Below are 23,685 nucleotides of genomic sequence, written 5' to 3'. Positions count from 1 at the left end.
CTTATGCTATACTATACGAAAAAGGAGGTACTTCTATGAGACCATTACAAATTTCTCCAGATACTGCAGTCCGCTTATCAAAAGCACTAGGTGTTCCACTTGAACAACTCATGCATATGCCGCAGCACATTTTAATTCAAAAGCTAGTTGAATTAGAAAAACAAAATAAAGACGAAGAGTAATACAGTCCTGTTTTGCAGGGCTTTTTATTGCCCTCCATTATACCATGGATACTTTCCCTACTAAAATTCTTTAATAGATGTACTTCGGTGCAATTTAGCCGTTCCTTCATCATTTAATAATGAATTACATCTTTTCTTTTTTGTTACAAGTCATAAAGAAAGCAGACTATTTATTTATAAGTCCCCATTGCATCCTTAAAACACGATAATACAAAACTAGAAAGCCTTTATATTATTTTTTATTGAACGTGCGGAGCATCCCCTGATTCGTATAGTTCTTTCGCCTTTTCCTCCCCGAATGTAGTTAAAATATAATGTTGCTCTTCTAACGCATCCATTGCTCTAGTTGCTTTACAAACGCTATCTTCTTGAGCATCCGAGAAATAATTGTGATTTTCTACAATTTTACTAAAATCTTTTTTCACCCATCTATCAGCAATTGCTAAAAGCTCATTTTTCTTCGCAAAGCTACTCTTATTTATGATTTCTTTTAACTTTTTAGCATTATTTTGAACCATTGGGATAGAGCCCGATTTTCGTTCTGCCACCACTTTTTGATGAGTCATGTGATGCATCGCTATAATGACTTCGCTTTCAGTAGAATTTTCAGTAACATACACATCAACAAAGACTCCATCTACCTCTCTACCTACTATCGTTTGGTCTTCTTTTTTGTCTATTTGAGCACTCACCTCTTTATCTGCTGGATTATCGGCAAGTTCTAACATTCCAAATGTAACTGCTACAGCAAGAACTCCCATAGCTGCTACTATTCCTAACCAAGTTAAAATTTTATTTTTCATTCCCCTTCTCCCTATCTATACCTATTTAATTACCTTATAAAAAACTCACTTATATGTAATATTACTAAAAATAGGTTTTATTTTCCATGGTATGAAATAATCTCTTTTTCTCAACAAAATAAAAAGACCAACGAATCATAAAATTCATTGGTCATTGAGTGAAAAGTTTATTGGTTTTAAAATTGATATTAAGTATAGATTTCAAGAATTTGTCGGCTTAGCTAAAGAGTAAACCCTTACTATCTTTACTCTCAGCTAGCTTTATGTTCAAGTCTCAGCTTATCCGCAACCATTGCGATAAACTCAGAGTTCGTAGGTTTTGCTTTTGACATGGATACTGTATAACCGAATAAGGACGAAATAGAATCAATATTCCCACGGCTCCAAGCTACTTCAATCGCGTGACGAATTGCTCGCTCCACACGGCTTGCTGTGGTATTATATTTCTTTGCGATATCTGGATACAATACTTTCGTAATCGATCCTAATAATTCGATATCGTTGTATACCATGGAGATTGCTTCTCGTAAATACATATATCCTTTAATATGAGCGGGTACACCAATTTCATGAATGATACTCGTAATACTCGCATCTAAATTTTTCGGTTTTCCATCTACTGTTGTTGCTGATCGGAATGATGGTAGTGGACGTTTAATCATAGCATTTGCTTTACCACTCACTTGACGAATATGACTCGTTAAATTCTCCATATCAAATGGTTTTAATATGAAATATGAGGCACCTAAGTCAACTGCTTTTTTCGTCACATCTTCTTGCCCGAATGCTGTCAACATAATTACGCTAGGCTGTTTTAACCTTTCAATATTTCGCATTTTTTCCAATACAGCTAAACCATCTAAGTGTGGCATAATAATGTCTAAAACGAGTACATCAGGTTGCTTATCTGTTAATAAGTTTAAACACTCTTGACCATTATAAGCAGTACCAATTACTTCCATATCATCTTGAGCAGCTACATAGCTCTCTAACATTGATACTAGTTCTTTATTATCATCCACAAGACATACTTTAATTTTCTCCACAGCTTTTCCTCCCTTACCGAATCGATTCTCCGACATGTGTATCCTTCTAGGCTACATGAATTGTTCGACAATTGTGTGAAAATTCCCTTTTAAAGTTTCTTACTTTCCGATAAAATCACAAAAAAATATGTTTATCGTTCATTTATTCCCTTTCGCAACACATTCCATCATAGAAATACAACGAAACGTTCAACCCTTTTCTTTTATTTTACAACAAAAAACACCTCTTGCGGAGCTTTTACAAAATTTCAACGAATTTTTCAACAGAAAAAGCGAGCTAATATGTATTAGCTCGCTTTTTTCTCTTGATCATAAATATTAATTCCAGCTTGATGTAACATCCATTCAATATGAACACCATATCCTGATGTTGGATCATTTACAAATACATGTGTAACAGCACCAATTACTTTTCCATTTTGTACAATTGGACTTCCGCTCATTCCTTGTACGATACCGCCCGTTTTCGCTAATAGACGTTTATCTGTTACTTTTATTACCATACCCTTTGTGGCTGGGAATTTTTGCTGCACTGTACTAACAACTTCAATATCAAACGCTTCTACTTTATCTTGATCAATAACTGTTAATATTTTTGCCGGTCCTTCTTTTACTTGATGAGATAATGCGATAGGCATTGCTTTATCCATTATACCGTTTTTCATATTCGTATTTAATTTTCCAAAAATACCATATGGACTATTAATTGTAATATTGCCAATCACTTCACGGTCTGGTGAGAATCTTGCTAATTTCTCCCCTGGATTCCCATGACTACCTCTTTCAATTGATGTAACTGTCGAGCGCATAATTTGTCCATCTTCGACTTGAATCGGCTTTTTCGTATCATTATCAGAAATAACATGACCAAGTGCCCCATATTTCATAGAATCTGGATGAACAAATGTCATCGTTCCAATTCCAGCTGCCGAATCACGGATATACAAGCCAATTCGATAAGACGATTCACCGTTGTCTTTTTGTGGAGTTAGCTTCGTACGAATATATTTTCCATCTCTTAACAATACAAGATTAAGCGGTTCACCTGTTTCTCCACTATTATGAATAAACGGTGCTACATCACTCATTCTTTCAATTGTTTTACCATTAATTTCAGTAATCATATCTCCAATTTGTACACCTGCTGTTTCACCAGGAGATATTTTACCTTTTTCAGTTTGAATTAAATGATGGCCTACAACAAGTACACCTTTTGTATTTAATTTCACACCAATTGATTGTCCACCTGGAATCACTTTAAAATCTTTTAACACTTTCACATTTACTTTTTTCACTGGAAAACCAGCAAGCTGAAATACCATATCAGCTTCACCATTTTGATGAGAATTTACCATAAGTCCTTGTTTTTGTTCATTCGAACTCACTGTAAATACATGACGATTTGTGGATGAAGCTTTGAAAACTGGTAATGATGATATTTCTGATTGTTGTCCTTCAAAAACAACAAGTTGTTTCGGTGATGAAATAAACGTTCGAAGCGGTTTAAAACATCCAATAAAAACTAAAGAAACAAGGAGACAAAGACCTATTATTTTTCGAAATTTTTCTAATTTCAACTTGTTCACTCTCCTCGCTCCTACCCCACATTCAGCCTCTTGGCTTCACTTTTTAATCTCTCCTTGCAGTGCTTTATTTATAACCGGAAGAATTAAGAAATCGTCATTTGAGAAAAAAAGCTATCCATTACTGGATAGCCTCTGCTGTCTGTTTAAAATGATGCGCTTGCGTAAGTAATTCTTTCGCATGCTCTGTCGTTAAATCTGTGATTTCCACACCAGAAATCATTCGAGCTATTTCTGTTACTTTATCCTCCATAGTTAAAACAGTAACTGATGTAATTGTCCGATCATTCGCTACTTGTTTTCGAATAAATAAATGTGAATCTGCCATTGAAGCTACTTGAGGTAAGTGCGTAATACAAAGTACTTGCGAGTTTACTGATACTCGATAAATTTTTTCCGCAATAGCCTGTGCGACCCGGCCACTTACACCCGTATCCACTTCATCAAAAATAACAGATGCAACCCCTTGATGCTTAGAAAAAATGCTTTTTAAAGCTAAAATGATACGAGATAACTCTCCGCCAGAAGCAACCTTTGAAAGTGGTTTTAGCGGCTCTCCTGGGTTCGTTGAAATATAAAATTCCACATGATCGTAACCATCCGCCGTAAGCCTTACCGGCGCACCTTCCACAAGGGGCTCTTCTGCATTTCCTTCTCTCTTCATAATTCTCACTTCAAATTTCGTTTTTTCCATATATAATTCTTTTAATTCCTGATGAATTGCATTTGTAAGGTGTTCTGCAAGCTCATGACGCATATTACTTAACAACGTTGCTTCTTTCAGAATAACACTTTCTAATTCCTTCAACTGTTTCTTCGTCGTTTCAATATGAACGTCTTTATTTTCAATCGTAAAAATTTCCTGTTCAATTTTATCAGCATACGCTAAAATCTCTTCTACAGTATTTCCATATTTTCTCTTTAGCATACGAATTTCATTCAAACGTGTTTCGATTTCATCTAAACGATTTGGATCATATTCCATCATATCGAGCTTTTCTCTCAGTTGATAGGCAACCTCTTCTAATAAGTAATAGCTATTTGCAATTGAATCATGATTCTCTTGATACACTTCATCTAAATGTGTAATACTTTCCATTTGCCCCATTGCACTTCTTACATTATCTAACCCTTGTCCGTCGGCACTTAACGAACGATATGCATCACCTAACGCTTTATAAATCTTTTCAAAATTAGAAATTTGCAATCGTTCCTCAGTTAATTCATTTTCTTCATCCATCTTTAAATCCGCCTTGCGAATTTCTTCATGCTGAAATTGAATTAAATCTAAGCGATGTGCCATTTGTTGCTCATTTTCACTTAACGATTTCAATTGTTTTTTTAATTTTTCATAGTCAGCGTATACGTTTTGATATATGTCTAATTGTTTAACGATTCGATCCCCATCAAAGTGATCAAGCATAAACAGATGTCGTTCTTCATTCATTAAATCTTGCGTTTCGTGCTGTCCATGAATATCAACAAGTGTTTTCCCAATTTCTTTTAATATGCTAAGTGTAACAAGCTTCCCATTTACACGACATACACTCTTCCCGTTCGCAGCAATATCACGCTTTAAAATAATCATGCTATCTTCTATTTCTATATCTAACTCTTCTGCCTTTTCAATACATGGATGCTTCTCATCTTCAACATAAAATAGCCCTTCAATCTCAGCCTTTTCTGTTCCATATCGAACAAATTCTGCTGACCCACGGCCACCTACAAGTAAACTAATTGCATCAATAATAATCGATTTTCCGGCCCCTGTTTCACCGCTTAAAACCGTTAAACCTTTTTGAAAAGAAATATTTAATGCTTCAATAATAGCAAAGTTTCTAATCGATAATTCCGATAACAATGCCCCATTCACCTCGTTATAAAATAATCCCTTACTAAAGGATTTTCTCAGTTCTTCATTCAAATAATCATGCTATATATTTGTATGTATATACTCTTCTAACCCGCTTCATTGTACCAAACATTTGTTTTACGGGTCAATCCATCTATTTTCTAACTTTATGCAAACAAAATATTATATTACAATTGAAAATTCATATTTTTAACCAATAAAAATATCTTGTTCACTTTCCACTTTACGATGGAAAGCAAACAAGATTTTTTGTTACAACATATTTAAGAAACGATCAGAGACAACACCTGTATCGTCAGGTGTACGGCAAATAATTAAGCAAGTATCATCACCACAGATGGTTCCGATGATCTCATCCCACTCTAAATGATCAATAAGTGCTCCAAGTGAATGAGCGTTACCAGGCAATGTTTTTAGCACAAGCATATGTCCTGCCGTGTCTAATTTTACAAATGAATCCACTAGATTTCGTTTTAATTTTTGTAACGGGTTAAATCGTTGATCTGCTGGCAAGCTATATTTATAGCGCCCATCATGTAATGGCACCTTCACTAAGTGCAGTTCTTTAATATCGCGCGATACTGTTGCTTGCGTTACATTAAATCCCTCATTACGTAAAATATCAACTAATTCATCTTGTGTTTCAATTTCTTTGTTTGCAATAATTTCCCTGATTTTAATATGGCGCTGACCTTTATTCATACATTTGCACCTCACACTATCTCTTACCATAGTTTAAACATTGGTATACTTCACTTATTTATGTTAACTTATAATTCGTTTCTTGTACACAATTGTTTTTACAATCATTATACAATTACAGCAAAAAGAGGAACAACATATGTTATTCCCCTTTCCCTTTTTGTTTTAGAACTTCATGCGCTTCTGTAACAACTTGCTCTATAGAAATCGGAGAATGATTTTCGCCATTCTCACGTTCACCATGCCATTTCAGATGAATTAAAAATTCAATATTACCATCCCCACCCGTAATTGGTGAGAATGTTAAACCTTCCACATCATAGCCTTCTTTTAAAGCAAACTCGACAATCATTTCTACAACAGCTTCATGTACTTTTCTATCGCGAACGATACCTTTTTTCCCAACTTGCTCTCTTCCAGCTTCAAACTGCGGTTTAATTAACGCTGCTACATCTCCGTTAGGCATAAGCATTGTTTTTAAAACTGGCAGTATAAGCTTTAATGATATAAATGAAACATCAATACTTGCAAATTGAGGTAAACCACGTTCTAAGTCTGCTGGTGTCACGTAACGGAAGTTTGTTCGTTCCATTACAACAACACGCTCATCTTGACGTAATTTCCACGCTAGCTGATTGTATCCTACATCTAATGCATAAGATAATTTCGCTCCATTTTGAAGCGCGCAATCTGTAAAGCCACCAGTTGATGAACCAATATCTATCATAACTTTATCTTGTAAATCAAGATGAAATGTCTCTAATGCCTTTTCAAGTTTATAACCACCACGACTTACATACGGCATAACTTGTCCCTTCACCGTAATCTCAGTATCTTGCGAGATTTTCTCTCCTGGCTTATCAAGTCTCATCTCATTTGCATATACGAGTCCGGCCATAATGGCGCGCTTTGCTTTCTCACGCGTTTCTATAAGTCCTCGCTCTACTAATAGTACATCTACTCTTTCTTTTTTTACGCTCATTTGTTACGCCCTTTTTTGTTTTGATGGAATCATTGTATGAATACGGTCTACAACAGCATCTGTCGTTAAACCAATTTCTTCTAATAATTTTGTTACACTTCCGTGCTCTATGAAGCGGTCTGGAATACCCATTCGTTCAACTAATGCACTATGGTAACCATTTTCAGATGCAAATTCAACTACTCCTGTTCCAAAACCACCGATTAAACAAGCTTCTTCAATCGTTAAAATCGGTATATTCTTCCCTAGAAGATCATGTAAATATGCTTCATCCATTGGTTTAATAAAGCGAGCATTCACTACTTTCACTGAAACCCCAGCTTTTTCAAGACGCTCAGCTGCTTCCATTGCCATTGGTATTGTCGTACCAAACGTTAAAATAGCTGCTTGTGTACCCTCTTTTAACGTCTCCCACGTACCGATTGGAATCGCCTTTAATTCTTCATCCATATGAACGCCAAGTCCATTACCACGAGCATAACGCAATGCGATTGGTCCATCTTCATATTGCATCGCCGTATAAACTAAATGTTGCCCTTCATTTTCATCTTTCGGCATCATAAGCACCATATTCGGCAAGTGACGTAAGAATGAGATATCAAATACGCCTTGATGCGTTTCACCATCTGCTCCTACTAATCCCGAGCGATCTATTCCGATGAAAACATTTAAATTTTGGCGGCATATATCATGAACAACTTGGTCATATGCTCTTTGTAAAAATGTCGAATAAATTGCTAAGAATGGCTTCATTCCTTGCGTTGCCATACCTGCTGCCATTGTTGTAGCGTGCTGTTCTGCAATACCTACATCAATCATACGATCTGGGAATTCTTTTTGGAATTTCTCAAGTTTTGATCCAACAGGCATTGCAGGTGTAATTGCTACGATACGCTCATCCGCTCTCGCTAGCTTAAGTACTGTTTCACTAACGACAGCACTCCATGCTGGTGCAACTTCTTTTGGCTTAACGAAGTCACCTGATTCAATTTTATAAGGTCCTGTTCCATGCCAAGTTCCAATAACGTCACTCTCAGCCGGTTTATAACCTTTTCCTTTTTTCGTAATAACGTGAACAAGTACTGGGCCTTTTGTTTTCTTTGCATATTGCAACGTTTCGAATAACTTTTCATAATCATGCCCATCGACTGGACCTAAATATGTAAAGCCTAACTCTTCGAAAAAGACACCAGATACTAGTAAATATTTAAGACTATCTTTTATTTTCTCTGCTGTCGCAGCCACTTTCCCGCCAACTGCTGGGATTTTCTTTAATATATACTCTAATTCATCTTTTACCCAGTGATATTTTCCTGCGGTACGTAAACGACCGAGTACATTATGAAGCGCACCAACGTTTGGTGCAATTGACATTTCATTATCATTCAAAATAACAATCATGTCTGTTTTTTCATGTCCAATATGGTTCAATGCCTCTAAGGCCATTCCACCTGTTAAAGCACCATCTCCAATAATTGGTATAACATATTCTTTCGTTTTCTTTAAATCACGTGCCAGAGCCATTCCCATTGCAGCCGATAACGAAGTCGAGCTATGACCAGTTTCCCATACATCATGCTCACTCTCGCAACGTTTCGGGAAACCACATAGACCTTGATATTGCCTTAATGTACCAAACTCTTTCGCGCGTCCAGTTAAAATTTTATGTACATAGGATTGATGTCCTACATCCCATAAAAATTTATCTTGCGGGCTATCAAATAATTTGTGCAGAGCAATTGTGAGTTCTACTACACCTAAATTAGGTGCAATATGTCCACCTGTTTGAGAGAGCTCTTCAATTAAAAACTTACGAATATCCTCACTCAATCCCTCTAGTTCACTGATAGACATATCTTTCAAAAAACTAGGGTTTTGAATTTGCGTTAGATCCACATGGATCACTCACTTTCATTTCATAATCTGTCAACATGTCAAATATTATAAAAAACATTTACACAAAACAAGAAATTCCCTTTTCTATTTTTCGTCTTGTCCCGCTATTAACCAGTCTATTGCGCCTTAATCCTATTATAAACCATATTTCTTTAGGCGATGAAAAAAATAGCCGCTAACACGAAGTGATAACGGCAATGTAATCTACATATATTTTTGCCAATAACAAGAAAAGAAAAACCTTTTCCTACATTTATATCATAAAATGATGAATGACTCAACAAATGAAAACGCTGTTATATTAGTTATTACGTTTTGCAATCAAATCGCAAATAGATAGTAAATATTCATCTTGTAATTGCAAGGAGCTAATTGCACCTTTTGCTTCTGCAATTGTTTCTTCTAAAATATCCTTTGCTCTATCTACAGTAAACAACGTCGTATATGTGCTCTTTTCATTAGAAAGATCGCTACCAATCGGTTTTCCAATCTCTTCTTCGGTGCCTTCAACATCTAAAATATCATCTCGAATTTGGAAAGCTAGACCGATATATTTAGCAAACGTAAGCAACTTTTCTTCTTGCTCTTCTGTCGCATCAGAAAGTATCGCACCCGCAAGTACAGCAAATTCAAGCAGTTTTCCGGTCTTATGTTTATGGATGTACTCCAATTCATCAATCGTAAGACGTTTCCCTTCAGCTTCCATATCTGCCACTTGTCCGCCAACCATTCCTTCTGGTCCTGCTGCTTTTGCAAGTTCAAGTACAAGTCTTACTTTTTTTTCGGCAGAAATTTCTTTTTGCTCATATGCCATAATAACTTGAAAAGCATACGTCAATAAGCCATCTCCTGCTAAAACTGCCATCGCTTCACCAAATACTTTGTGATTTGTGGGCTTTCCTCTTCTTAAATCATCATCATCCATACAAGGTAAATCGTCATGAACTAACGAATATGTATGAATCATTTCAAGAGCACAAGCTGCACCTACTCCAAGATTTCTTTCTTTCCTAAACGCTTGTAATGTTGCAAACAAAAGTAACGGGCGGAGACGTTTTCCACCCGCTTCTAAAGAATATGCCATCGCTTCACGAAGTACATTTGGACATTGTAATTCATTTGCATAGCTTACAAGTTTCTCTTCTACGAAAGTTTTACTTTCCTTCAAAAAAGTATCAAAAGCAATCGTCACTATGCTTCATCTCCTAAAGCAGTAAACGGTTCAAGCTCTCCATCTTCCCCAAGAATAACTGCCATTTGTTCTTGTACATTCTTCAACTTCTCATCACAAAGCTTAGATAATTCCATACCCTCTTTAAAATAAGAAATCGCTTCTTCTAAAGGTACGTCACCTTGTTCTAGCTTAGAAACAAGATGCTCAAGTTGCGAAATTGCCTCTTCAAAGCTTAATTTATTTTCCATTATTCAATTCACGCTCCTCTATGCCTGATACGCTACAATCTAGTATTCCATCTTGTAATTGAACTGAAACAGCATCTCCAAGGCTTACATCTTTCACACTTTTTAACACTTGCTTCTCTTCATCATATACAAGCCCGTACCCTCTCATCATTACTTTAAGCGGACTTAACGCTTCAAGTTTTTGAGCAGCTCTTACAAAGGCAAATTCTTTCGTTTGAAGTAACGTTTGCATTTCACGTTGTAATTGCTTTTGCAACGTTTCAACAGCTACCTTCGTTTGAATAATTTTTTGAGATGGGTGGTGCTTCTCTAAATAAAATGAAAGTTGCTTTAACTGATTCACCTTTTTATCAATATAGCGCTCTTTCGCTAAAACAAGCTGTTCTAGCGCTCTATCTAATTGCTCTTCCTTTTGCTCATATACTTGTCTTGGATAACGGAACGCATACGATTTTTGCAACACTTGTAGTTTTTCTTCTTTTTTATGTACTAACTCTTTCATTGCTCTTTGCAATCTCAGAGTTCTTTGTAATACCTTTTCTTGTAACTCTATAATATTAGGTGCTGCTAGCTCAGCTGCTGCAGTCGGTGTTGGCGCGCGTAAATCTGCAACAAAATCTGCGATTGTAAAATCCGTTTCATGGCCTACTGCCGAAATAATAGGAATTTCACTCTTAAAGATTGCTCTTGCAACCATTTCCTCATTGAAAGCCCATAATTCCTCAATAGAACCTCCACCACGACCAACGATTAGTACATCTATCTCTCCCATTTCATTCGCTGTACGAATCGCTTGTACAATCGAGGGAGCCGCTGACTCCCCTTGTACAAGTACGGGAAATACAATAACATTCCCAATTGGATAACGACGTTTAATCGTTGTTATAATATCACGAATCGCTGCTCCTGTTGGCGACGTAATCACACCTATTGTTTTAGCGTAAGGAGGAATTGCTTTTTTATAAACTTGAGAAAAAAGTCCTTCTTCTTCTAAGCGAACTTTTAACTGTTCGTACGCTAAATGTAAATTTCCGACTCCGTCAGGCTGCATGTCTTGAATATAAATTTGATAAGAACCACTCGCCTCGTAAACAGAGATTTTCCCTTTCACGAGTACCTTCATCCCATTTTCAGGTTTGAATTTAATATTACGATTATGACCCGCAAACATAACCGCTGCGATTCTTGCATTTTCATCTTTCAATGTAAAATACATGTGGCCACGGCTATGATTTTTAAAGTTGGAAATTTCACCTTTTAACCAAACAGACTGCAAATGCGGATCATATTCTATTTTTGTTTTTATATAGCGTGTTAACGCTGTAACGGTTAAATATTGCTTCTCCATTTCTCTCTCCTCATAGCCGACTCAAATTATTTACAAACGACACCTGCACGTTTGGCAGATTCAACAGTATTATGAAGAAGCATTGTGATTGTCATTGGACCAACACCCTTTGGCACAGGTGTAATGTAACCCGCAACATCTAACACGTTGTCAAAGTCAACATCACCACAAAGTTTTCCTGTTTCTAAACGGTTAACACCAACGTCAATTACAACCGCTCCTTCTTTAATATAATCTGCTGTTATCATTTTAGGTCGTCCAACAGCTACGATTAAAATATCAGCTAACTTCGATAACTCTTTCATATTTTGCGTCTTAGAATGACAATATGTGACAGTTGCATTTTCATTTAAAAACAATTGCCCCACTGGTTTACCGACAATATTACTTCTTCCAATTACTACTACATGTTTTCCAGAAATATCAAGATTTGTTTCTTTTACTAATTCTACAATACCATGCGGTGTACATGGAAGGAATGTATCTTGTCCCGTCATCATACGTCCCACGCTGATTGGGTGAAATCCGTCTACATCCTTTTCTGGTGAAATTCTTTCAATGATAGCTTTTTCTTCAATATGTTTTGGTAAAGGTAATTGCACTAATATGCCATTAATACGGTCATCTCCATTTAAGCGATCGATTTCAGCAAGCAAACGTTCCTCAGTAATTGTTTCAGGAAGTTCAATTAGCTCTGAGTAAATCCCTACTTGTTCACAGCCTTTTTCTTTTCCTTTCACATAAGAACGAGATGCTGGATCTTCTCCAACTAAAATAACTGCTAATCCTGGTACAATACCTTGCTCTTTCAACTTCACAACTTCTTCTGTTAATTGTGCTCGTTTTTTCTCCGCAACTTCATTTCCTTTGATGATTACTGCTACCATTTTAAGATTCCCCCTTAAAGAATTTACAGTGTATCTTTTATATTAGATAAAACGCCGTTAATAAAACGACGAGATTCCTCATCCCCAAATGTTTTAGCAATTTCAATTGCTTCGTTAATTGTTACGTTGTGTGGAATTTCTTCCATGTATTTCATTTCATACACAGCTACACGTAAAATACTGCGATCAACAATGCTAATACGCTCAAGCTTCCACTTTTTTAAGTTTTGACGAATCGCTTCATCGATTGCTTCTTTATTTTCTACAAAACCTACTACAAGTGACTCTAGAAACTCATTTGTTTCTTCGCCTTCATCTAGCGTGTTTTCCACTGCTACTTTCGGTTCTAATTCACCTGTAATATCCATTTGGTATAATGCTTGCATTGCTCTTTCTCTAGCCGTCCTACGTTTCATTGTAACTCTCCTTTATGCTTCAAGTCTTTCCTTATACTTTGTTATATTATTATAATTTATAAGCCGTCAATTCACTTACTCTTACAGTTTTCATTGATTTTCCAACCTTATAATACAATGATAATAACACAATTTATCGTTTCACACACGGGTTACAAGGCTGAAAAATAATAAAAAGATTAACTTCAAGTTCCATATCTTATCACAATGTACGTTTTTTGGAAAAACGACACATTTTCTTGTTTATTTCTTATTTTTTGAAATAGTATAATAATTAGAGGGTTGTAATTTGTGAAGAAATGAAACGATAAAAAAGATGCCTATGTTACTAGGCACCTTTTCATTCTTACACTGGTTCGATTTCTGTTTTTTGTGTTTCGAATGTTACGCCAACGATGTGAACATTCACTTCTTTTGGCTCAAGTCCTGTCATCGTAAAGAGTGCTTGGCGAATATTGTCTTGAATCTTTTGTGCAACAACTGGAATTGCTACACCAAAATACATTACAACATAAAGGTCAACGATAATATCTTCGTTTGCTAATTCAACCTTTACACCTTTACCATGATTTTTCTTACCTAACTTCTCAACAACATCTGTAGCAAAATTACCGCGCATTGCCGCTACACCTTCTACTTCAGCAGCTGCAATACCTGCAATTACTTCAATTACTTCTGGTGCAATTTCTACTTTACCAAGAGTTGTATCTTGACCCATATCTAACATATGTTCAGCCATGAAAAAAACCTCCTTTAATGTATCACTGCGTCACAAGTTCATGCTCTTCCAAAAATTTCGTATTAAACTCACCTTTTACAAAATCAGGATGATCTAGCAATTGCAAATGGAACGGGATTGTTGTATGTACGCCTTCAATGACAAATTCACTAAGTGCGCGCTTCATTTTTGCAATTGCCTCTTCACGTGTTTTTCCGTGAACAATTAATTTAGCAACCATCGAATCATAGAAAGGTGGGATTGAATATCCCGGATATACAGCTGAATCGACGCGAATACCAAATCCTCCTGGTGGTAAGTACATTTCTACTTTACCTGGAGATGGCATAAATTTTTTGGCAGGGTTTTCCGCATTAATTCGACATTCAATTGCCCAACCATTAAATTGTACTTCTTCTTGCTGTAACGATAACTTTTCTCCTGAAGCAACAAGAATTTGTTCTTTAATTAAGTCCATTCCCGTTACCATTTCAGTAACCGGATGCTCAACCTGAATTCTCGTATTCATCTCCATGAAATAAAAGGTTTTCGTTTTATATTCATAAATAAACTCAACCGTACCAGCACCTGTATAATCAACCGCTACCGCCGCTTTAACTGCCGCTTCACCCATCTGCTTGCGAATATCTTCATCAAGTGCAGGTGATGGACTTTCTTCTAATAGTTTTTGCAAACGGCGCTGAATTGTACAATCACGCTCTCCTAAATGAATGGCATTTCCGTGTGTATCTGCCATTATTTGAATCTCAACATGGCGGAAATCTTCAACGTACTTTTCTAAGTATACACCAGGGTTCCCAAAAGCGGTACTAGCTTCTTGCTGTGTAATTTGAATTCCTTTTATAAGCTCTTCTTCATGACGTGCAACACGAATACCTTTTCCGCCGCCACCTGCAGTCGCTTTAATAATAACTGGATATCCAATTTGATTAGCAAGCTCGATCGCTTCTTCGGTATTTTTAATAATTCCTTGTGAACCTGGTACAATCGGAACCCCTGCTTCTTTCATTGTATCACGAGCAACGTCTTTTGTGCCCATCTTTGAAATAGCTTCTGGACTTGGACCAATAAAAATCAAATTACATTCACGGCATAACTCTGCGAAATCTGCATTCTCTGCTAAAAATCCGTATCCCGGATGAATAGCATCGCAGCCTGTTAACTTCGCAACGCTAATAATGTTCGTCAAATTTAAATAGCTTTCTTTCGAAATCGTTGGTCCTACACAATACGCCTCGTCTGCAATCTGTACGTGAAGTGACTCTTTATCTGCTTCTGAATAAATTGCAACTGTTTCAATATCCATTTCTTTACAAGCACGAATAATTCGTACAGCAATTTCCCCACGATTGGCTATTAATACTTTTTTTATCATCACAAAGACTCCCTTATTACGCTTTTACAAGAAATAGCGGTTGTCCATACTCAACAAGCTGTCCGTTATTAACAAGAATTTCAACAATTTCGCCCTCTACATCAGCATCAATTTCGTTAAATAACTTCATAGCCTCGACAATACATACGATAGAATCTTTCGATACTCTATCCCCAACACTTACATATGGAGGTGTATCAGGTGAAGAAGAAGAATAGAATGTACCTACCATCGGTGATGTGATTTTATGTAGGTTTTCATCTTGAACAGTTTTATTTTCTTCTTGTTTTGGCGCTTCTGCTTGCGCTGCTGCTACTGTCGTTTCAACTTCAACAGGCGCTACTGGTTGCATAGCTTGTTTTGCTGCAGGTGCTTGCACAGCAACAACTTCATTACCACGCTTTTTCATTTTGATTGTTGTACCGTCTTTTTTGTATTCAAATTCATCAATATTAGAGCTATCAATTAATTTAATTAATTCACGAACTTCTTGAATTTTAAACATGTAAAATCCACTCCCATACTCTTGTTTGTCCCGTTTTTACAGATTCTCGTCACGAAAACTAGATTGACTGTAAAAATACGATGTATTCTATTAGAAAATATATTTCATTAACTAATAGAAATATTTACTATTTCCATCTTACGATAAATTTTTTAAACATTCCAATTTATATTTCTTTATAATAAATCGAAACTCCTGTAAAAATATTATTCCAATAAAAATTTAATACCTAGTAATAATACCAAGTTTCACATGAAATTGGCAAGACCACTTCTTAAAAAACATTCACTACTTTAGCAAAACGTTACACAGCAAACATGCCATTCCCTCTCCACTCTTCACTACACCTATAGTCAATAACATATTTTTACCAAATATTATTTTTTTGTTTACACGCCGTTCATCATTCCTTCATATAAGAATAGTATGTTCAAAGTGTAGAAAATATATTGTGTCGAGGTGTGGAAATATGATATGGCTCATTCTCTTTTTACCTGCTGTAATCGTTTGGGCATGTGTTCTTTGCATCCACGTCAAATCCGGAAAAAGTAATCATCAGTACCATGAACCATTAATCTTTTACTCGCAACGTGTTTCTCCATTCCGAGTTGAACATAGTAAAAATAACTACAAAGACGAAATAGAAAAAAGCTATCGAAAATGATAGCTTTTTTCTATTCACACATTTACTTACATACTCTATTTTACTATTTGCATACCCTTTGCTTAGTAAAAGATAATAATCCGCAGGGAAATCCCTGCGGATTAAAGTTTCACCTATTTCGCTGGTGGATCAAATTTCACACCTACATCTTTTGATCCGCCTTCACTTCTTACAAGTTGAATAATTTTATTTGCTTCTTTCTGTGAATGTTTTGCCGCTTTAACCGTTACTCTAATGTCAGTACCATCAGCTCTTACAAGAGCATCTGGATATCCTCCTTGAGATTTAATTACTGTCTCAAGTAATTCTTGCTTCGTTTCCATTGTCGTAATGGCATCAAAATTTTCTTTTGCTTTATTCTTTTCTGTTGCTGAAGCTTTTGTTGAACTCATCACTTCTTGTAATTTTGCTTTTTGTTCACTACGCTGATCTTCCATTTGCATACGTAAAGCTGTGAAATTCTCATCACTTGATTGAACTGATACATTGCCCTCTTTTTTACTTGTCTCTTTTTTTGCATTTTCTTTTTTGTCTGTTTCTTTATTTGTTGTTTCCTTGCTTGTATTTTCTTTTTTCGGAGTTTCTTTAGGCGCTTCGTTTGTTACTGCTTTATCAGTACCTTGTTTTTCTTGTCCAATCTTTTCACCTGTTGCCGGCGATGCTGTATTCATTTTGTCAGGAGTTGTCACGTAATACACAGATAGTACAACAACTAAACTTAACATCGTTAATAACCAAACTGTTTGTTTTTTTAACACTTTATTTCCTCCCTATCAATTTTTCGGTGAAACTGAAACGCGATGGGCCGGTACATCTAGCAGCCTTATCACAGCTTCTTTTACCATTGCTTTAACTTGTATATTATCCACTCCCTTTGCTACGACAAGAACACCACGTACTTTCGGCTTCTCTGTTCGTAAAACAACAGGAGTTTCCTTATCCCCTTCACGTATAATGACAGTCTTTTCATCAAGAGACTCGTCCTCTACTTCTCTCTTACCGCCTGTTTTATCTGTTTCACCTGTTGTTTGTGAGCGTTTCACTGTATTTTTTTCTAAAATTTTTTCTTCAGATGAATCTAAATTCACTTTAATCGTTACGTCTTTTACTCCTGCTATTTCTTCTAAAGCAGTTTTTAATTCTTGTTCATACGCTTTTTCATATTTTTCTACATTTGACATACTATCATTACTTTTTTGTCCGAAAGTTGGTACGTCTTTTTCTTGATTTTGAGTTTTTTGTTCTTTAAATACAGGTACTTCTTCTTTTTTACTTGAAAAGAGACTACTAGAAAACATAAGCAAAATTCCAAGTATGAGTAGGACAAGTAAAAACTTAGGTGTTACCTTTTTACCCTTCTCGTTGCTTTCTTTTTGATCCCCATTCAATAAGTTTCGAAAAAATGAGAACTTCGAATTTTTATCTTTATTGTCCATTTACTCTACCTGTCCTCCCTTCCATTTGAACTTGGATTTGTTTACCCTCTAGTTGCCACCTGCTTGAAAAGAAATCTTTCATTTCTACATTCGTTTCTTCCACTTTTTTTGGAGGCTCTTTCGTGTTAATTTCAATTGGCTTTACTGTTTCGATTGCATCATTTTTACTACGTTCTTTTTCTTTCAACGTCACAACAACAGATTGAATATCTTTCGCTGACTTTACTTCTTCTGTATTTTCTGCTGCGACTATTTGTATTTCAGAGACAGTCATACCATACTTTTTCTCAAACTCTTTTCCTACTTCTTTTTTCATTTTGGTAGCCATCTCTTCTAAACTATATGCACGTGTTAGAGCTTGTATTTCTTTTTTCTTCGAATCTATTGAATTTTTTACAGATCCTTCTGCTACGTACTTTTCTTCATTAAAATTTGCAATTACTTCATTTACATCTGTCTGCAATAGTTTAAAAAGGGGCGTTAAAATTAATACGACTAACAAAAGACTTACAACGAATTTAACGTATTTTTGCAAATTCGAATTTGGAAGAATAAGATGAAGCATTGTTGCTAAGAGCAAAAAAACGATAATATTTCTGATCCACTCTGTAACAAATTGCATACTCTTCACCTCCTACCGCATCATAAGTGTAATATTCCCCGCAGCAATAATAATTGTAATACTTAAAAAGAACATAAATGATACGACAGCTAAGCAAGCAAATACGTAAATGATGCTTCGTCCAATAATGTCTAAACATTGAATAATTGCTCCGCCGCCAACCGGTTGCAATACTGCTGCTGCGAATTTATAAATAAATGCAATACAGAAAATTTGAATCGCTGGAAAAGCAACAATTAAGCATAAAATGACGAGCCCAATAATTCCGACTGTGTTTTTCAATAATCCTGATGCGCTAATAACAGTATCTGCCGCTTCTGTAAACATCCTTCCAACTACTGGAATGAAGTTTCCTGTTACAAATTTAGCAGTTTTCACAGCTATTCCATCAGCAACAGCTGTTGCTGTTCCTTGTACAGATAATACTCCTAAAAAAATTGTTAAAAAGACACCGATAATCCCTACGCTAACGTTTTGCAGAAGCTTGGATAATTTCGTCACTTTATATTGATCACTCATTGTACTTACAATACTTAATATCGTTGCCAGTAATAAAAGTGGTAGAACGATATAATTCATAAGAAGCCCACTCGTATTCATTAAGAAAATGATAACCGGATGAAAAAATGATACAGATACAACCCCGCCCCCAGTTGCTATAAGCGCCAGCAAAATTGGCAATAACGCTAATATGAAATCTACCATTGTTTGTATCGTTTCTCTTGCATATGTCATAACGACATAAAAACTATTTAAAGCAAAAATAATAAGTACCATATACACAACAGCATCAGCAATTTTACTTACGCTACTTTTTGAAAAAGCGGATTGCAGTGATTGCAACAATGCACTAAAGATTGTGAGCATAATAAGTGTGCCAAGCAGTTTTCCATTAGCAGCAAGCTCATGAAATAAATATTTTAATAACCCTATCATCCACTCTTTTAGAGAGAATTCTTTTTCTCCCTTTACAAACTCCATAAAGCTCCCTTTTTGACTCTCTGGCAAATAGCCTCCATATTTTGTAACAAGCCCGTCCCAAAATTGCTTCACATCTTCAATTCCGAGCTTATCCAATTGTTGATCAACGACGTTTGTTTCTACAGGAGAAGCTTGTACAACAACCGGTAAAGAAAAGAAAAGGAAGCAAGCAAATAGCAGCTTAGCTCCAAACCTCCTCAACATTCACTCCCCCTTATCCCGTCGGTAAAAATCCGAGAATAGTTTCAATTACAACCGTCAAAATAGGAATCGCCATAACGAGAATTAAGATTTTCCCAGCAAGTTCAATCTTCGAAGCGATGGCACCTTGACCAGCATCTTTTGTAATTTGGGCTCCAAACTCAGCAATATAAGCAATTCCAATAATCTTTAGTAACGTTTCCACGTAGACGTTACTAACTTTCGCTTCACTTGCTACTCTCTCAATCATTTGTAAAATAGAATGAATTTGATCGATTAAAATAAGAAACATCACGCTACCTACGAACACAATAAATAAAGATGTAATACTAGATTTATGCTGATTCAAAACAGCAGCTAAAAACGTAGCAACGAGGCCTAATCCGACAATTTGTATAATTTCGATTCGAACCGCCTCCTTTACTGGAAGAGAAAGACACTTTTAATCTTGTCAAATAGCGTGTTAATTAAAAATGCAACATGAAATAAAATGACGACAAAACCGACAAGGATAACCCAATTTGCAATATCCTCCCGCTTTAATTCTTTTAGTACAGTATGAATGAAAGCTAAAACAATGCCGATTCCGGCGATTTGAAATATTAATCCAACATCAATGGACATCGCCTTTCTCCCCCCTATAGCAGTAAAATTACAATAAGTAGCCCTGCTAGTACCCCTAAGCTCTTAATCATTTTTTCATATTGCAGTTGTAATGCTTTCGCTTCTCCTTCTTCTCTCTCCAAATGTGTAATACATAAGCGAATATGTTTTTGTTGTGATTCACGATCATGTTGCCCGAGCGTTTCACCAAATTGCTGCAGTATTTCATACTCAGTTTGTTGAAATGCGGTTAACTTCCAGTTCTCTTTCAAACTATCTATCCACGCTTCTCTTACTGTTTGTTCCCCGCTTTGTAGTCTTCTGGCGAAACTTTGAAATATCCAATTTAATGGCTTTGGCATTTGTTTAACTAATCGCTCGGCAGCCTCAGATAAAGGTGTGTGTCCATACATAATTTCTGCTTCTAATGATTGAAGTGCTGATTTTAATAATCTAAGTTGTCTCGGCCTCTCACTATATCTTTTAGCGTATGAAAACCCGAAAAAGGTGCTGACCGCAACGATTAACACTGCACCGAATATTTTCACCATACGCCCTCAGCCTTTCTACTTGATAACACTGGTTTTCCATATTTATCTTTCACCTGCATAACCGTTCCTGGACCCCTCGCTTTTGACAACTCCACAAACCTATCAAATATACCAAGCTCTAGCACTGCCTTTAGCGATGGACGTCTCACAACATCCTCATAGGAAAATCCGTGTGCACTTATAAAAAGCTGAACACCTGCATGCACTGCCTCCATAATTGCTTCACTATCTTCTTTACGGCCAATTTCATCTACGATCAAAATATCAGGACTCATAGAACGAATCATCATCATCATTCCTTCTGCCTTTGGACACGCGTCTAACACATCGACTCGGGTACCAAAATCATATTGCGGGATCCCTTTCACACAGCCAGCAATTTCTGACCGTTCATCAACGATCCCCACTTTACAAGAAGGAATTTCCGAAGCACTTACTCCTTGACTCATGCAACGAGCTACATCTCTTAAAAGTGTCGTTTTTCCCGTTTGCGGAGGGCCAATTACCATCGTGTTTAACCATCTTTTTTCATACAAATATGGCAAAAGCGGTTCAGCAATCCCTATTTTTTGACGAGCAATACGAATATTAAAGGAAGAGACATCACGAATCATTTTCACTGCGCTTTTTTCTGTAATGACTTTTCCCGCTAATCCGATTCTATGCCCCCCGCGAAGTGTCACATACCCACGTTTTAATTCCTCTTCCATCGTATAAATTGAGAATTGACTTAACTTATTCAATAAGTAAATAGCATCCTCTGCAGTAGTGATATAGTCATAAAAAAACACCTTTCCGTGTGCAATACACTCTAGCGGTCTTCCAATTCGAACACGAATTTCCTCTAAAGCATCGTATTGCTTACATTCTTCAATTAAGTACTTCATCGTTTTTGGTAAAACTTCTAATACCTCTTTCATCGGCTTCTCCCCACTATACTCGACTTACTATTTCAGTAATGCGATAAAAATACAGCAAATTCCAAGCGCTAGAAAAAAGAGCTTCAAGAAAGAAATTTCACTTGCTACACTCGCTATCCCAATTGTCATTGTTAAAATTAATACGGTAGGTCCAACAAACGCTAACATACCATTTATAAACAACGCTTTCTTCGCATCATTCACATAAAGCATAAGCAAAGCAGCAAATATCTCCGCACTACCTGAAAATAATCGAAGTGCTCCCATAACAAGCACGGATGTTTCCATTGCCGCTAGCCACTGTTTCATTCTTCCACCTTCTCCCGTAACAGTTACTAACTTCGTATTCTTAAAAAGAATATATTTGTACAACCATATGCAGAGGTTGTCTATTTCAGAAGTAAAAACATAATTTTTCTCTAAAGCCCGAATTAGAATCTGAATATTCATATTATTTTACGGTATATTATGGTACATTTAGTTTAAAAGGTGTATAAACCATGTAGCACGTTACTTTATTACCACTCGATTTACGCTATACAAATGTGATTTTCGAGCTATCAAGTGATCCACATATAAAAAATGCATTAGGGATAACGGTAGAAAACATCGAAGACACAAAAGCATTTCTTCTTTTCGCAATAGAAGAAGAACATCAAAAGAAATCCTTATCGAGAATGAAATAATTGGCCTCACCACACTTAAACATATTAATGATGAGAAGAAGCAATCTCACATTGGTAGTTGGCTCGGCTATCCGTACTGGGGAAAAGGCTATAACGAGGCTGCTAAAAAAGAAATCTTTAAAATCGCCTTTTTAGACTTACAACTTTCCTACGTATTTGCTGGTGCTAAAACGAATAATACCCGCTCGTTAAAAGCACAAGAAAAACTACCTTATATTTCATTGCATGTGGAAAACAAGTTTCCAGACGAACACGCTGCACTAGAGAAAGAAGTAAAGTCAACTTGCTCTTTGCATGTCGTGTCACGTGAAAATTTTTTAAACTGGTTGAAATTACAGAGTGAGGGGGAAAAATATGAAGACATTGAAAATTAGTTTAACCGTTGTAGTAGAATTAGCTCTTATTTATCTTTTTTCCTTATTGGTCGGTTGGTCATTTATAGAGACCTTTTTCCTTGGTAGTTTAGGGATATTTGGTACAATTTGGCTCATTGCTTTAAATATAAACCAAAATGCCAACATTGATCACACTATATATAAAACAGGTGAAGTAAAACCTTTTCGTATGACATGGAGCCCTTACACAGTAGGTGCTGCTAGTCTTACAGCTTTCAGTTTTATTGTAACAGCTATTTACTATCTACCCTATTTCCTATAAAAAAAGCACTCGTGAATTATCACGAGTGCTTTTCTACTATGCACGAGAAACGTATTTACCTTCACCAGTGTTGATGATAAGCATTTCGCCTTCGTTAATGAAGATTGGTACCTGTACAACAAGACCAGTTTCTAATGTAGCTGGTTTTGTTACGTTAGAAGCAGTATCACCTTTAATACCAGGCTCTGTTTCTGTAACTTGTAATTCAACTGTGTTTGGAAGTTCAACACCAAGTACTTCACCTTGGTAAGTCATGATTGCTACTTCCATGTTTTCTTTTAGGAATTTAAGCTCGCGCTCGATTTGTTTTTCACCAAGCTCGATTTGCTCATAAGTTCCGTTATCCATAAATACGTGAGCCTCACCACTTGCGTATAAGTATTGCATACGACGGTTTTCGATGTGTGCTTTTTCTACTTTCTCACCTGCACGGAATGTTTTCTCCTGAACAGATCCTGTGCGAATGTTACGTAGTTTAGAACGAACGAATGCAGCACCTTTACCTGGCTTTACGTGTTGGAAATCAAGTACTTGCCAAAGGGCATTGTCCACTGAAATTGTTAAACCTGTACGAAAATCGTTTACTGAAATCATGTAAAAAAATC

The 23,685-nt window shown here is 36.2% G+C and carries 28 protein-coding genes and 1 pseudogene; 4 read left to right on the top strand and 25 right to left on the bottom strand.

All coding sequences use genetic code 11. The annotated features are described in order from the left end of the window. Positions 1 to 35: 35 nt before the first annotated feature. On the top strand, positions 36 to 182 hold the full coding sequence (locus BUA87_RS16600) for a YycC family protein (protein WP_001247671.1): 147 nt from the start codon (positions 36 to 38) through the stop codon (positions 180 to 182). Between the two features lie 239 nt (positions 183 to 421). On the opposite strand, the gene BUA87_RS16595 is transcribed toward BUA87_RS16600, so the two are convergent. The 15 genes from BUA87_RS16595 to accB all read right to left on the bottom strand — a co-directional run bounded on the left by BUA87_RS16595 (position 422) and on the right by accB (position 15,759). Then, positions 422 to 985: a PRK06770 family protein gene (locus BUA87_RS16595; RefSeq protein ID WP_023522992.1), complete on the bottom strand. Its 564-nt coding sequence runs from the start codon at positions 983 to 985 to the stop codon at positions 422 to 424. Positions 986 to 1,236: 251 nt separating this feature from the next. Next, entirely contained in the window at positions 1,237 to 2,031 is a 795-nt protein-coding gene (gene spo0A, locus BUA87_RS16590) for a sporulation transcription factor Spo0A (protein ID WP_033657527.1), read from the bottom strand. A 287-nt stretch (positions 2,032 to 2,318) separates the two neighbouring features. Continuing rightward, positions 2,319 to 3,617, bottom strand: coding sequence for a SpoIVB peptidase (spoIVB, locus tag BUA87_RS16580; protein ID WP_002000940.1), 1,299 nt, complete (start codon positions 3,615 to 3,617; stop codon positions 2,319 to 2,321). 118 nt (positions 3,618 to 3,735) lie between these two features. Continuing rightward, positions 3,736 to 5,475 (bottom strand): DNA repair protein RecN, encoded by a 1,740-nt coding sequence (gene recN / locus BUA87_RS16575; protein WP_065229336.1) that lies wholly within the window; start codon positions 5,473 to 5,475, stop codon positions 3,736 to 3,738. 264 nt (positions 5,476 to 5,739) lie between these two features. Continuing rightward, positions 5,740 to 6,189, bottom strand: coding sequence for an arginine repressor ArgR (argR, locus tag BUA87_RS16570; RefSeq protein WP_001032580.1), 450 nt, complete (start codon positions 6,187 to 6,189; stop codon positions 5,740 to 5,742). Positions 6,190 to 6,331: 142 nt separating this feature from the next. Further along, positions 6,332 to 7,171: a TlyA family rRNA (cytidine-2'-O)-methyltransferase gene (locus tag BUA87_RS16565; protein ID WP_000111875.1), complete on the bottom strand. Its 840-nt coding sequence runs from the start codon at positions 7,169 to 7,171 to the stop codon at positions 6,332 to 6,334. Between the two features lie 3 nt (positions 7,172 to 7,174). Continuing rightward, a complete protein-coding gene (dxs, locus tag BUA87_RS16560) occupies positions 7,175 to 9,067 on the bottom strand; it encodes a 1-deoxy-D-xylulose-5-phosphate synthase (RefSeq protein ID WP_000366452.1) in 1,893 nt (630 codons plus the stop codon). A gap of 301 nt (positions 9,068 to 9,368) precedes the next feature. Continuing rightward, positions 9,369 to 10,259 (bottom strand): (2E,6E)-farnesyl diphosphate synthase, encoded by an 891-nt coding sequence (gene ispA / locus BUA87_RS16555; protein WP_065229337.1) that lies wholly within the window; start codon positions 10,257 to 10,259, stop codon positions 9,369 to 9,371. Next, the gene (gene xseB, locus BUA87_RS16550; protein ID WP_000428423.1) at positions 10,259 to 10,489 is read right to left on the bottom strand and encodes an exodeoxyribonuclease VII small subunit; all 231 of its coding nucleotides are present in this window, start codon (positions 10,487 to 10,489) and stop codon (positions 10,259 to 10,261) included. Before xseB ends, ispA begins: the two co-directional genes overlap by 1 nt. Further along, complete coding sequence (gene xseA / locus BUA87_RS16545) at positions 10,479 to 11,837, bottom strand: exodeoxyribonuclease VII large subunit (protein WP_000415244.1); 1,359 nt, start codon at positions 11,835 to 11,837, stop codon at positions 10,479 to 10,481. The genes xseB and xseA overlap by 11 nt, the downstream gene beginning before the upstream one ends. A gap of 26 nt (positions 11,838 to 11,863) precedes the next feature. Continuing rightward, positions 11,864 to 12,724, bottom strand: coding sequence for a bifunctional methylenetetrahydrofolate dehydrogenase/methenyltetrahydrofolate cyclohydrolase FolD (gene folD, locus BUA87_RS16540; RefSeq protein ID WP_000226732.1), 861 nt, complete (start codon positions 12,722 to 12,724; stop codon positions 11,864 to 11,866). A 23-nt stretch (positions 12,725 to 12,747) separates the two neighbouring features. Beyond that, the gene (gene nusB / locus BUA87_RS16535) at positions 12,748 to 13,140 is read right to left on the bottom strand and encodes a N utilization substance protein NusB (RefSeq protein ID WP_000830247.1); all 393 of its coding nucleotides are present in this window, start codon (positions 13,138 to 13,140) and stop codon (positions 12,748 to 12,750) included. Between the two features lie 346 nt (positions 13,141 to 13,486). Further along, the gene (locus BUA87_RS16530; protein WP_000807630.1) at positions 13,487 to 13,879 is read right to left on the bottom strand and encodes an Asp23/Gls24 family envelope stress response protein; all 393 of its coding nucleotides are present in this window, start codon (positions 13,877 to 13,879) and stop codon (positions 13,487 to 13,489) included. A 22-nt stretch (positions 13,880 to 13,901) separates the two neighbouring features. Beyond that, positions 13,902 to 15,254 (bottom strand): acetyl-CoA carboxylase biotin carboxylase subunit, encoded by a 1,353-nt coding sequence (gene accC, locus BUA87_RS16525; protein ID WP_000592870.1) that lies wholly within the window; start codon positions 15,252 to 15,254, stop codon positions 13,902 to 13,904. Between the two features lie 16 nt (positions 15,255 to 15,270). Further along, on the bottom strand, positions 15,271 to 15,759 hold the full coding sequence (accB, locus tag BUA87_RS16520) for an acetyl-CoA carboxylase biotin carboxyl carrier protein (RefSeq protein ID WP_000472864.1): 489 nt from the start codon (positions 15,757 to 15,759) through the stop codon (positions 15,271 to 15,273). A 469-nt stretch (positions 15,760 to 16,228) separates the two neighbouring features. Between accB and BUA87_RS16515 the strand changes: the two genes are divergently transcribed. Continuing rightward, on the top strand, positions 16,229 to 16,423 hold the full coding sequence (locus BUA87_RS16515) for a hypothetical protein (protein ID WP_002000935.1): 195 nt from the start codon (positions 16,229 to 16,231) through the stop codon (positions 16,421 to 16,423). Positions 16,424 to 16,536: 113 nt separating this feature from the next. Here BUA87_RS16515 and BUA87_RS16510 read toward each other — a convergent pair whose 3' ends face one another. The 9 genes from BUA87_RS16510 to BUA87_RS16470 are packed head-to-tail and all read right to left on the bottom strand — an operon-like array spanning position 16,537 to position 22,046. Continuing rightward, the gene (locus tag BUA87_RS16510) at positions 16,537 to 17,181 is read right to left on the bottom strand and encodes a SpoIIIAH-like family protein (protein WP_000914710.1); all 645 of its coding nucleotides are present in this window, start codon (positions 17,179 to 17,181) and stop codon (positions 16,537 to 16,539) included. Positions 17,182 to 17,196: 15 nt separating this feature from the next. Continuing rightward, positions 17,197 to 17,859 (bottom strand): stage III sporulation protein AG, encoded by a 663-nt coding sequence (gene spoIIIAG / locus BUA87_RS16505; RefSeq protein WP_000368890.1) that lies wholly within the window; start codon positions 17,857 to 17,859, stop codon positions 17,197 to 17,199. Beyond that, positions 17,849 to 18,481: a stage III sporulation protein AF gene (gene spoIIIAF, locus BUA87_RS16500; protein WP_001161037.1), complete on the bottom strand. Its 633-nt coding sequence runs from the start codon at positions 18,479 to 18,481 to the stop codon at positions 17,849 to 17,851. The genes spoIIIAG and spoIIIAF overlap by 11 nt, the downstream gene beginning before the upstream one ends. A gap of 12 nt (positions 18,482 to 18,493) precedes the next feature. Continuing rightward, entirely contained in the window at positions 18,494 to 19,666 is a 1,173-nt protein-coding gene (gene spoIIIAE / locus BUA87_RS16495) for a stage III sporulation protein AE (RefSeq protein WP_072940268.1), read from the bottom strand. 10 nt (positions 19,667 to 19,676) lie between these two features. Further along, complete coding sequence (gene spoIIIAD / locus BUA87_RS16490) at positions 19,677 to 20,060, bottom strand: stage III sporulation protein AD (protein WP_077393170.1); 384 nt, start codon at positions 20,058 to 20,060, stop codon at positions 19,677 to 19,679. Positions 20,061 to 20,083: 23 nt separating this feature from the next. Further along, a complete protein-coding gene (spoIIIAC, locus tag BUA87_RS16485; protein WP_000020914.1) occupies positions 20,084 to 20,287 on the bottom strand; it encodes a stage III sporulation protein AC in 204 nt (67 codons plus the stop codon). A 14-nt stretch (positions 20,288 to 20,301) separates the two neighbouring features. Next, positions 20,302 to 20,817, bottom strand: coding sequence for a stage III sporulation protein SpoIIIAB (gene spoIIIAB / locus BUA87_RS16480; RefSeq protein ID WP_000238703.1), 516 nt, complete (start codon positions 20,815 to 20,817; stop codon positions 20,302 to 20,304). Then, entirely contained in the window at positions 20,811 to 21,737 is a 927-nt protein-coding gene (gene spoIIIAA / locus BUA87_RS16475) for a stage III sporulation protein AA (RefSeq protein WP_000665907.1), read from the bottom strand. Before spoIIIAA ends, spoIIIAB begins: the two co-directional genes overlap by 7 nt. Positions 21,738 to 21,764: 27 nt before the next feature. Beyond that, entirely contained in the window at positions 21,765 to 22,046 is a 282-nt protein-coding gene (locus BUA87_RS16470) for a YqhV family protein (protein ID WP_000816050.1), read from the bottom strand. 236 nt (positions 22,047 to 22,282) lie between these two features. On the opposite strand from BUA87_RS16470, the pseudogene BUA87_RS16465 reads away from it, so the two are divergent. Beyond that, positions 22,283 to 22,797 (top strand): annotated as a pseudogene (locus BUA87_RS16465) (GNAT family N-acetyltransferase). After that, positions 22,778 to 23,080 carry a hypothetical protein gene (locus BUA87_RS16460; protein ID WP_000854112.1) on the top strand — a complete coding sequence of 101 codons (303 nt, stop codon included), beginning with the start codon at positions 22,778 to 22,780 and terminating at the stop codon, positions 23,078 to 23,080. The pseudogene BUA87_RS16465 and the gene BUA87_RS16460 overlap by 20 nt, the downstream one beginning before the upstream one ends. Before the next feature lie 36 nt (positions 23,081 to 23,116). Here the strand turns inward: BUA87_RS16460 and efp are convergent, their stop codons facing one another. Next, on the bottom strand, positions 23,117 to 23,674 hold the full coding sequence (efp, locus tag BUA87_RS16455) for an elongation factor P (RefSeq protein WP_000626513.1): 558 nt from the start codon (positions 23,672 to 23,674) through the stop codon (positions 23,117 to 23,119). Positions 23,675 to 23,685 lie beyond the last annotated feature (11 nt).

This window comes from Bacillus sp. bc15 (genome assembly GCF_900142585.1).
GTDB lineage: Bacteria > Bacillota > Bacilli > Bacillales > Bacillaceae_G > Bacillus_A > Bacillus_A cereus.
Note: the sequence above shows the minus strand (reverse complement) of the source record. Positions and strands in the feature narration are given on the sequence as shown.

Bases quoted from the DNA above. Each gene is read 5' to 3' on its own strand.
- xseA (WP_000415244.1), bottom strand. From the start codon at position 11,837: ATGGAGAAGCAATATTTAACCGTTACAGCGTTAACACGCTATATAAAA.
- spoIIIAG (WP_000368890.1), bottom strand. From the start codon at position 17,859: ATGGACAATAAAGATAAAAATTCGAAGTTCTCATTTTTTCGAAACTTA.
- xseB (WP_000428423.1), bottom strand. From the start codon at position 10,489: ATGGAAAATAAATTAAGCTTTGAAGAGGCAATTTCGCAACTTGAGCAT.
- BUA87_RS16460 (WP_000854112.1), top strand. From the start codon at position 22,778: ATGAAGACATTGAAAATTAGTTTAACCGTTGTAGTAGAATTAGCTCTT.
- BUA87_RS16515 (WP_002000935.1), top strand. From the start codon at position 16,229: ATGATATGGCTCATTCTCTTTTTACCTGCTGTAATCGTTTGGGCATGT.
- BUA87_RS16565 (WP_000111875.1), bottom strand. From the start codon at position 7,171: ATGAGCGTAAAAAAAGAAAGAGTAGATGTACTATTAGTAGAGCGAGGA.
- spoIIIAB (WP_000238703.1), bottom strand. From the start codon at position 20,817: ATGGTGAAAATATTCGGTGCAGTGTTAATCGTTGCGGTCAGCACCTTT.
- argR (WP_001032580.1), bottom strand. From the start codon at position 6,189: ATGAATAAAGGTCAGCGCCATATTAAAATCAGGGAAATTATTGCAAAC.
- accB (WP_000472864.1), bottom strand. From the start codon at position 15,759: ATGTTTAAAATTCAAGAAGTTCGTGAATTAATTAAATTAATTGATAGC.
- BUA87_RS16530 (WP_000807630.1), bottom strand. From the start codon at position 13,879: ATGGCTGAACATATGTTAGATATGGGTCAAGATACAACTCTTGGTAAA.
- BUA87_RS16600 (WP_001247671.1), top strand. From the start codon at position 36: ATGAGACCATTACAAATTTCTCCAGATACTGCAGTCCGCTTATCAAAA.
- spoIIIAE (WP_072940268.1), bottom strand. From the start codon at position 19,666: ATGTTGAGGAGGTTTGGAGCTAAGCTGCTATTTGCTTGCTTCCTTTTC.
- BUA87_RS16470 (WP_000816050.1), bottom strand. From the start codon at position 22,046: ATGAAACAGTGGCTAGCGGCAATGGAAACATCCGTGCTTGTTATGGGA.
- spoIIIAF (WP_001161037.1), bottom strand. From the start codon at position 18,481: ATGCAATTTGTTACAGAGTGGATCAGAAATATTATCGTTTTTTTGCTC.
- BUA87_RS16595 (WP_023522992.1), bottom strand. From the start codon at position 985: ATGAAAAATAAAATTTTAACTTGGTTAGGAATAGTAGCAGCTATGGGA.
- spoIIIAC (WP_000020914.1), bottom strand. From the start codon at position 20,287: ATGTCCATTGATGTTGGATTAATATTTCAAATCGCCGGAATCGGCATT.
- spoIIIAA (WP_000665907.1), bottom strand. From the start codon at position 21,737: ATGAAAGAGGTATTAGAAGTTTTACCAAAAACGATGAAGTACTTAATT.
- efp (WP_000626513.1), bottom strand. From the start codon at position 23,674: ATGATTTCAGTAAACGATTTTCGTACAGGTTTAACAATTTCAGTGGAC.
- folD (WP_000226732.1), bottom strand. From the start codon at position 12,724: ATGGTAGCAGTAATCATCAAAGGAAATGAAGTTGCGGAGAAAAAACGA.
- nusB (WP_000830247.1), bottom strand. From the start codon at position 13,140: ATGAAACGTAGGACGGCTAGAGAAAGAGCAATGCAAGCATTATACCAA.
- accC (WP_000592870.1), bottom strand. From the start codon at position 15,254: ATGATAAAAAAAGTATTAATAGCCAATCGTGGGGAAATTGCTGTACGA.